Source organism: Chelatococcus sp. XZ-Ab1 (assembly GCF_029309855.1).
Taxonomy (GTDB): domain Bacteria; phylum Pseudomonadota; class Alphaproteobacteria; order Rhizobiales; family Beijerinckiaceae; genus Chelatococcus_A; species Chelatococcus_A sambhunathii.
Window position 1 is genome coordinate 173,971 of the sequence record NZ_JARKII010000010.1, and the last position, 6,858, is coordinate 180,828.

A 6,858-nucleotide genomic window follows, 5' to 3' on the forward strand; every position below is an offset into this window, starting at 1 on the left:
CAGGGGACGGGCGCCGGCTCCGGCGTGCCGTCCCATTTCTGTTGATCGGCATGCGGCACCATGTTTGCATGGTAGCCGTCATCGAATGAATCGGCGCGCTGGCGCCGGGCGAAGATCGCGGAATTACCCTTTCTTAGATCGACGCCTATATGAAGATGTGATGACGCTCGTACCGCGTGGTGCGGCACGGGCGGATCGAGCGGAGACGGACCATGAGCAAGACCAGCGGTGGCGACGCCAAGAGCACGCTCTACTGCTCATTTTGCGGCAAGAGCCAGCACGAGGTCCGCAAGCTCATCGCTGGACCGACCGTGTTCATCTGCGACGAGTGTGTGGAACTGTGCATGGACATCATCCGCGAGGAATCCAAGTCCTCGCTGGTGAAATCCCGCGATGGCGTGCCGACGCCGAAGGAGATCAGCAAGGTTCTCGACGATTACGTGATCGGCCAGGACCATGCCAAGAAGGTGCTCTCCGTCGCGGTGCACAACCACTACAAGCGCCTCGCGCATGCGACGAAGCACAATGACGTCGAACTTGCGAAGTCGAACATCCTGCTCGTCGGCCCGACGGGTTCGGGCAAGACGCTGCTCGCCCAGACGCTGGCGCGTATCCTCGATGTGCCGTTCACGATGGCGGATGCCACCACCCTGACGGAGGCCGGCTATGTCGGCGAGGATGTCGAGAACATCATCCTCAAGCTCCTGCAGGCCTCCGACTACAACGTCGAGCGGGCCCAGCGCGGCATCGTCTACATCGACGAGATCGACAAGATCTCGCGCAAGTCCGACAATCCTTCGATCACCCGCGACGTGTCGGGCGAGGGCGTGCAGCAGGCGCTCCTGAAGATCATGGAGGGCACGGTGGCTTCGGTGCCGCCGCAGGGCGGGCGCAAGCACCCGCAGCAGGAGTTCCTGCAGGTCGACACCACCAATATCCTGTTCATCTGCGGCGGTGCCTTCGCCGGGCTCGAGCGCATCATCAGTGCACGCGGCAAGGGCACTTCGATCGGCTTCGGTGCCAATGTGCAGGCTCCGGATGACCGGCGCACGGGCGAAATCTTCCGCGAGGTCGAGCCGGAGGATCTCTTGAAGTTCGGCCTCATCCCCGAATTCGTCGGCCGCCTGCCGGTCATCGCGACGCTCGAGGATCTCGACGAGGACGCTTTGACGAAGATTCTCAGGGAGCCGAAGAACGCGCTGGTCAAGCAGTACCAGCGGCTCTTCGACATGGAGAACGTCGAACTCACCTTTTCTGACGAGGCGCTTCTGCTCATTGCCCGCAAGGCGATCGAGCGCAAGACGGGTGCTCGCGGCCTCAGGTCCATCATGGAGGGCATCCTGCTCGACACGATGTACGACCTGCCGGGTCTCGAGGGTGTGGAGCAGATCGTCATCAGCCCCGAGGTGGTCGAGGGCAAGGCCAAGCCCTTGTTCATCTATGCGGATCGACAGGCGGAAACGAGCGCCAGCGCCTGACGGGCGCTCGCTCGCCGGTTGCACGGAGCAGGGCCGATCACCGTTTTGCGAGCTGGCCCTGCGTCCTTTCTTGAAACATACGGCACGGGACGCCACCTAACGCCCAACACCCGGTGCCGGCATGCTCTTAGAAGAGGTGCCGGCAAGGTGTGTCGGGGCAGCCGCAGCCGCGGTGAGCGCGCCCGACAATCCGTCCGTTGTCGGCCCATCGGGGCGGGGGCGGGCGCAAAGGAAAGGAACTGAGGGCTATGACCAATTCCAAGCCCCGCCAGCCGGCCATCCCGGGCACTGTTGCCGTCTATCCGGTCTTGCCCCTGCGCGATATCGTCGTATTCCCGCACATGATCGTGCCGCTCTTTGTCGGCCGCGAGAAGTCGATCCGCGCGCTCGAGGAAGTGGTCAAGAGCGACGGGCACATTCTGCTCGCGACGCAAATCAACGCCTCTGACGATGATCCGGCGACGGACGCGATCTACCAGGTCGGCACCGTGGCGAGCGTGCTGCAGCTCCTCAAGCTGCCCGACGGCACCGTGAAGGTCCTTGTCGAGGGTGCCGGCCGCGCCAAGGTGCGCCAGTACACCCGCAGCGACGACTATTACGAGGCCGAGGCCGAGGTGCTCGCCGAATCGGCCGGCAATGCGGTGGAGACGGAGGCGCTCGCTCGCTCCGTGGTCTCGGAATTCGAGAACTACGTCAAGCTGAACAAGAAGGTTTCACCCGAGGTCGTCTCCGCGGTGACGCAGATCGACGATCCCTCGAAGCTCGCTGACACGGTCGCCTCGCATCTCGCCGTCAAGATCGCCGACAAGCAGGCGATCCTCGAGACGACGTCGGTCGCAGAGCGGCTCGAGAAGGCTCTCGGCCTGATGGAAAGCGAGATCTCCGTCCTGCAGGTGGAGAAGCGCATCCGCACGCGCGTCAAGCGCCAGATGGAGAAGACCCAGCGCGAGTACTACCTCAACGAGCAGATGAAGGCGATCCAGAAGGAGCTTGGCGACGAGGACGGTCGCGATGAGCTCGCCGAGCTGGAAGAGCGCATCGAGAAGACCAAGCTGACCAAGGAGGCGCGCGAGAAGGCGCAGGGCGAGCTGAAGAAGCTGCGCCAGATGTCTCCCATGTCGGCCGAGGCGACGGTGGTGCGCAACTATCTCGACTGGCTGCTCGGTATCCCGTGGGGCAAGCGCTCGCGCGTCAAGAAGGACCTGAACCTCGCCCAGGAGGTGCTGGACACCGACCACTTCGGCCTCGACAAGGTCAAGGAGCGCATCGTCGAATATCTTGCCGTGCAGCAGCGCGCCAACAAGCTGACGGGCCCGATCCTGTGCCTCGTCGGACCTCCGGGCGTCGGCAAGACCTCGCTCGGCAAGTCCATCGCCAAGGCGACGGGGCGCGAGTTCGTGCGCATGTCGCTCGGCGGCGTGCGGGACGAGGCCGAGATCCGCGGCCACCGGCGCACCTATATCGGCTCGCTGCCCGGCAAGATCATCCAGTCGATGCGCAAGGCCAAGACGTCCAATCCGCTCATCCTGCTCGACGAGATCGACAAGCTGGGCATGGACTTCCGCGGCGATCCGGCCTCGGCCCTGCTCGAGGTGCTGGATCCTGAGCAGAACTCGTCGTTCAACGACCATTATCTCGAGGTCGACTACGACCTGTCGAACGTGATGTTCGTGACGACGGCGAACACGCTCAACATCCCGCCGGCCCTGCTTGACCGCATGGAAGTGATCCGTATCGCCGGCTACACGGAAGAGGAGAAGGCCGAGATTGCCCGGCGGCATCTCATTCCCAACGCGCTGGCCAAGCACGGCCTGCAGCCGAAGGAATGGGAGATCGACGATGCCGGACTGCTCATCCTCATCCGCCGCTACACGCGAGAGGCGGGCGTGCGCAATCTCGAGCGCGAGATTGCCAATCTCATCCGCAAGGCGGTGAAGGAGATCATCCTCACCAAGAAGAAGAGGATCAGCGTTACGGCTGACAACATCTCCGACTATCTCGGCGCGCCGAAGTTCCGCTATGGCGAGATCGAGGCTGAGGATCAGGTGGGCACCGTCACCGGTCTCGCCTGGACCGAGGTCGGCGGCGAGCTCCTGACGATCGAAGGCATCATGATGCCCGGCAAGGGCAAGATGACCGTCACCGGCAACCTGCGGGACGTGATGAAGGAATCGATCTCTGCAGCGGCGTCCTATGTCCGCTCGCGCGCGGTCGACTTCGGCATCGAGCCCCCGCTGTTCGAGCGGCGTGACATCCACGTGCACGTTCCGGAAGGCGCGACCCCGAAGGACGGCCCGTCGGCCGGCATTGCCATGGCGACTGCCATCGTCTCGACGCTCACGGGCATTCCGGTGCGCCGCGACGTCGCGATGACCGGCGAGGTCACGCTGCGCGGACGGGTTCTGCCGATCGGCGGCCTCAAGGAAAAGCTCCTCGCCGCTTTGCGCGGTGGCATCAAGAAGGTGCTGATCCCCGAGGACAACGCCAAGGATCTGGCGGACATCCCGGCTTCGGTGAAGAACGGCCTCGAGATCGTCCCCGTGTCGCGCATGGAGCAGGTGCTTGCCCATGCTCTGGTGCGTCAGCCCGAGGCGATCGTCTGGGACGAGGAGGCGGCCTCCCGGAAGGGCGCGGTCGCATCCAGCGATGAGGATGGCACGGGTCTCGTCGCTCACTGAGCCGGGATGCTAGGACGGAATCGCAGGAGGCGGGATCCACGGACCCCGCCTCCTTCGCTGAAGAGCCGCGATTCGCTTGTCAGCCAAGGACAAGCCGGCATCGCACCTTCGGGGCCGAATTTGGGCGTCGTTAGTGCGCGACACGGGTGCTTTTTTGTGGTTTTGCAGCCTGTAACCGTTGCATTTCTTGGGATTCTGCGGCATCGGGGTTGAGCGTGCCGCCGCTGTTGCGGGCGGACGTGTCCGCGCCATGTGGCGCATTCGGTTCGCAGCTGTGACGGCGCGAATGCAAGGAGGACAACATGAACAAAGGTGAACTCGTCTCGGCCGTCGCCGAGAAGGCGGGCCTCACGAAGACCCAGGCCACCGAGGCGATCGACGCGGCGATTGACGCGATCACGGGCGCTCTGAAGAAGGGTGACGAAGTGAAGCTGGTCGGGTTCGGCACCTTTGCGGTCGCCGACCGAGCGGCCGGTACGGCGCGCAATCCGCGTACGGGCGAGACGATCCCCGTGCCGGCGTCCAAGGCGCCCAAGTTCAAGGCGGGTGCCGCTCTCAAGGACGCCGTCAACGGCAAGTGACGTTACAGGGGCGAGCCGATCGCATGAGGCTATTCGGCCGTTCGCTCACGCGGGATGCGGCCAGAGCCCTTGCGGAGGGCCCGGCTCGCCCCTAAACACTGGGACAATGGGCGGTTAGCTCAGTCGGTAGAGCATCTCGTTTACACCGAGAGGGTCGGCGGTTCGAGTCCGTCACCGCCCACCACCTGAAGTCCTTGAAATATCAGCCTTGAACGTTTGTTCCGCGATCTTGCAGTGGCGGGGGATAGCGCCGGACATGGCGTGCGCAGGCCAGTCCTGAGATGAGGCGCCGGCCTGTCTTTGGGCTCCTTCCGCGCCGCCCGCCGGTCGGTCCCGTGCAGCGGGGGACGGGCGGCCGCTTGCCGAACCCGGCAGAACATGTGCCGATTTTCCGCCGGCACGGCCCCGTCCCGGCCGCGGCACGGGCATCGATTGCGATTTCTCCTGGCGATCTGGGACGTTGAATATGGGGCGGTGAACCCCATATTCTCCAAGCGGTGTTCTGTGACCTCCGCGGCGAGCCCTGATCGCATCCATGCCCCCCAAGGAATGCGGTCGGGGCTTCGCTATGTCGGCGTGGCGCGCAAGCCCGCCGTGGGCTGGTTCGGTCATATGCTTGTCTCTCGAAGTCAGATCCGGTTGCTGTCCGCGGGGGCCGATGTCCTGCGTCATCCGGCCGTGGCTGCCATCGATGCGCGGCCGCGATGAAGCGGGGAGGGGCCGGTCCGCCTTGGTGAGGCGGTGGCCTTGTCTCGTTGCGCGGGCCCATTGGGGCAGCGGATTCGGAGGAGCGGAAAGAGGCAACGCTTCGCCCCGCGAGACGTGCCCTGCAGGTCGTCCAGGGTGAATCGGATGCTCGCGCTCGGCCTTGCGAAGAACGGCCATTGCGAGCGGCGGCAGCCGCTGTCCACAGGCGGGAAGGGGTGTTCGGAAGGGTTTTCACAGGGATGCAGTCAAGGTGCTTGACAGGGCCGGAGACGGGTCTTAAGTCAGCGCCACCACAGCGAACGAGACGTTCGCCGCGGGGGTGTAGCTCAGTTGGTTAGAGCGCCGGCCTGTCACGCCGGAGGCCGCGGGTTCGAGCCCCGTCACTCCCGCCACTTTCTCCCTCGAAAATCAGAGCCTCGAAGTTCCAGACTCGATCCTGCGGCGACGGGAACGTGACGTCGACTGTCCGGACCGTGGTCTATGTCCGAGCCGGTTGCCCGAGGAGCTTTCCTGCAACCTCTGCCAATCTCGGATGGCAGGATACCCAATCCGTCCCGTTTCCATGTCGTTGACCGCCCGGCTTCGGCGCCGGGCGGCTGCGCTTTCGTCGACGGCCCCTCAGGGGGTCGTGATCAGCTTGTAGCCGCGGCCGTTCATGCAGCTGTGCATCGTCTTGCCGGCATCGCTGCTCGCCAAGGCCCGCTGCCGGCATTCTGTCAGGACCCTGTTGGCGCGCCGTTCGTCCGCACTTCCAGGCTGGATGACGCGCCCGTCGCTGCGAACCCAGACTTGCCGCTGGGCAGCTGTCGTATTGCATGCGCCAAGCGCAATGACGCCGAGCAGGATGAAAATGCGAAACATAAAAACCTCCCCAGCTGTAATCAGACTCCGCCTCAGTCGCCCAAGGGCTCTTGCGACATAAGCAGGAGGTATTTTCTATAATGTTCTGGTATGATATTCTTGTCTACGTTTCCGATGACGTAAAATGACAATCGATTAATATCGTCGATTGTCATAATAATTGAATACAATTTTAAATGTCACGGAAGCGAGAGGGAAGACAGCAGCTTCGGCTGCCTAGGCCGTAAACCCATAAACGGCTCTGGGTTCCCTGACGGTGGCGATTGTGATTCAAGCTCCTTTTCGGGAGCTTTGCGATGGGCCGCTACGATCTGACGGATTTCGAATGGGAGGCGATCCGGCCTCACCTTCCCAACAAGTCGCGGGGCGTGCCTCGCGTGGATGACCGGCGGGTTCTCAATGGCATCTTCTGGTGCCTGCGCTCGGGCGCGCCGTGGGCGGACATGCCGGCGCGCTACGGGCCGCCGACCACGATCTACAACCGCTTCAACCGATGGCGGAAGGCGGGCGTCTGGGATCGGCTCATGGACGCGATCACAAGGGCTTACGATG

The 6,858-nt window shown here is 63.8% G+C and carries 5 protein-coding genes and 2 tRNA genes; 6 read left to right on the forward strand and 1 reads right to left on the reverse strand.

What is annotated here, in order from left to right; translation table 11 throughout:
* Window positions 1-212: 212 nt before the first annotated feature.
* The 5 genes from clpX (at window position 213) to P2T65_RS15965 (ending at window position 5,837) form a co-directional block, all read left to right on the forward strand.
* Window positions 213-1,478, forward strand: a complete 1,266-nt coding sequence (gene clpX / locus P2T65_RS15945) for an ATP-dependent Clp protease ATP-binding subunit ClpX (RefSeq protein ID WP_055458356.1) — start codon at window positions 213-215, stop codon at window positions 1,476-1,478.
* Window positions 1,479-1,726: 248 nt separating this feature from the next.
* Window positions 1,727-4,156, forward strand: coding sequence for an endopeptidase La (gene lon / locus P2T65_RS15950; RefSeq protein ID WP_055458355.1), 2,430 nt, complete (start codon window positions 1,727-1,729; stop codon window positions 4,154-4,156).
* 302 nt (window positions 4,157-4,458) lie between these two features.
* A complete protein-coding gene (locus tag P2T65_RS15955) occupies window positions 4,459-4,737 on the forward strand; it encodes an HU family DNA-binding protein (RefSeq protein WP_019403281.1) in 279 nt (92 codons plus the stop codon).
* Window positions 4,738-4,845: 108 nt separating this feature from the next.
* Window positions 4,846-4,921 (forward strand) — tRNA-Val (locus P2T65_RS15960).
* Between the two features lie 839 nt (window positions 4,922-5,760).
* Window positions 5,761-5,837: transfer RNA gene (locus tag P2T65_RS15965), tRNA-Asp, on the forward strand.
* A 226-nt stretch (window positions 5,838-6,063) separates the two neighbouring features.
* Here P2T65_RS15965 and P2T65_RS15970 read toward each other — a convergent pair.
* Window positions 6,064-6,306 carry a hypothetical protein gene (locus P2T65_RS15970; protein WP_063186269.1) on the reverse strand — a complete coding sequence of 81 codons (243 nt, stop codon included), beginning with the start codon at window positions 6,304-6,306 and terminating at the stop codon, window positions 6,064-6,066.
* A gap of 296 nt (window positions 6,307-6,602) precedes the next feature.
* Between P2T65_RS15970 and P2T65_RS15975 the strand changes: the two genes are divergently transcribed.
* A partial coding sequence (locus P2T65_RS15975; RefSeq protein WP_276198947.1) for a transposase occupies window positions 6,603-6,858 on the forward strand: 256 nt, incomplete at its 3' end.

Coding starts and splice junctions, on each gene's coding strand:
- clpX (WP_055458356.1), top strand. CDS start 213: ATGAGCAAGACCAGCGGTGGCGACGCCAAGAGCACGCTCTACTGCTCA.
- lon (WP_055458355.1), top strand. CDS start 1,727: ATGACCAATTCCAAGCCCCGCCAGCCGGCCATCCCGGGCACTGTTGCC.
- P2T65_RS15955 (WP_019403281.1), top strand. CDS start 4,459: ATGAACAAAGGTGAACTCGTCTCGGCCGTCGCCGAGAAGGCGGGCCTC.
- P2T65_RS15970 (WP_063186269.1), bottom strand. CDS start 6,306: ATGTTTCGCATTTTCATCCTGCTCGGCGTCATTGCGCTTGGCGCATGC.